Source organism: Pseudomonas sp. URIL14HWK12:I12 (assembly GCF_003097135.1).
Lineage (GTDB): Bacteria > Pseudomonadota > Gammaproteobacteria > Pseudomonadales > Pseudomonadaceae > Aquipseudomonas.
Genome location: NZ_QEQL01000018.1, coordinates 1 through 1,271, shown reverse-complemented (window position 1 = coordinate 1,271; position 1,271 = coordinate 1). Strand labels below are relative to the sequence as shown.

Here is a 1,271-nt window from a genome sequence, read left to right as displayed (position 1 = left end):
ATGCGCAGTACCACGGCGTCGGAGCCTGCACCCAAAACGGCCAACAAGGACTGCAAAGTCAAGGTGTGGTCGATCACCGATAAGCAAACCACTGTGCTCGGCGACGCGTCCTTGAGCATGACCCTCGTCCAGCAGTTCGAAGACAACCCCACCTGCGAGGGGTTGCAAATCAGCACCCATGCCAGCACCAAGGCCGGTACTGAGCTGATCAGCCGTGAAGTGCGCTCACGCTTTTCTCGACGGTGCCTGAGCAAAACTGCTGACGGCGCCCAGACCGACTTCCGCCATGATGGGCTTGGGCGGGTGGTCGAGCAGGTGCGCTACCGCCTGAACCCCGATGGAAAGCGCGATGAGCCTTCCAAGGCTGTGACAACCACGCGCTACAGCTTCGAGCATGGCGGCGTGGTCACCCAGACGAGCCAACCCGAAGGTGGCGAGCGTTGGGATGAGTTCGATGGCCTGCAACGGCTGGTGCGCAGCGCCTGGCGCCCTAGTGCAAAAGGCGCACTTGTGCCGTTGCAGATCAAGTTTATGCGGGGCACCGGTGATGAGTCGGTGGTCAGCCAGGCCTGGGACTACCTTCCCGGCGGCCAGGCGATCTACGAGCCACTGCAGGAGGTCGTGCTGCCAGGGCGCCAGGCCTGGAGCCGTGACCTGCTGGACAGCGCGTATACCGTGGAAGAAGGGCTGGGGCCGCATACCTTGCGCTACACCAGCAGCGACCTTCAAAGCCGCGCGGACGGCACCCTGACCTGCCGGGAAACCCAGCGCAGTGCCGAAGGTGAAGAGCTTGCCGGAACCTTCACGACAATGGATGCCAACGGCCGAGTGGTCGCGATTGAGCAGACAACCGACGGCACAGTGCGTAAGCATTGCTTCATCCGAGATGAGCTGGGGCGTGTCACCCGCCATGATCGACCGGACGGCACCGCGGTGCTGCGTGTATATGCTGGCTTGAGCGAGCAGGTGATGGGCGTGGGGGTGCTGGAAAGGAGGCAGGACCTCAACGAAAACAAATTTGAGACACTCGGCTTGCAATATCCCCTTAGTAAACTCGACGATGGTCACAACAAGCGCATGGTGGGTGAGCGCTCCTACAAATTCGAAGCCGACAAGGTCACGCTCCCGGACGGCACGGTACTGGCCACCTCGAAGGCGCACAGTGCGGGCCAATATACAGCAGGCGAAGCACTGATTTCCGGCGTCACTCGCACTGGAAACGTAACCACCCTGGCCAGCGACTCAGGCCAAGCCGATGAAGGCGGCCAGTG

At 61.8% G+C, this 1,271-nt stretch carries 1 protein-coding gene; it reads left to right on the top strand.

What is annotated here, in order from left to right; all coding sequences use genetic code 11:
• Window positions 1–117: 117 nt before the first annotated feature.
• A partial coding sequence (locus F474_RS22750; protein WP_218191685.1) for a hypothetical protein occupies window positions 118–1,271 on the top strand: 1,154 nt, incomplete at its 3' end.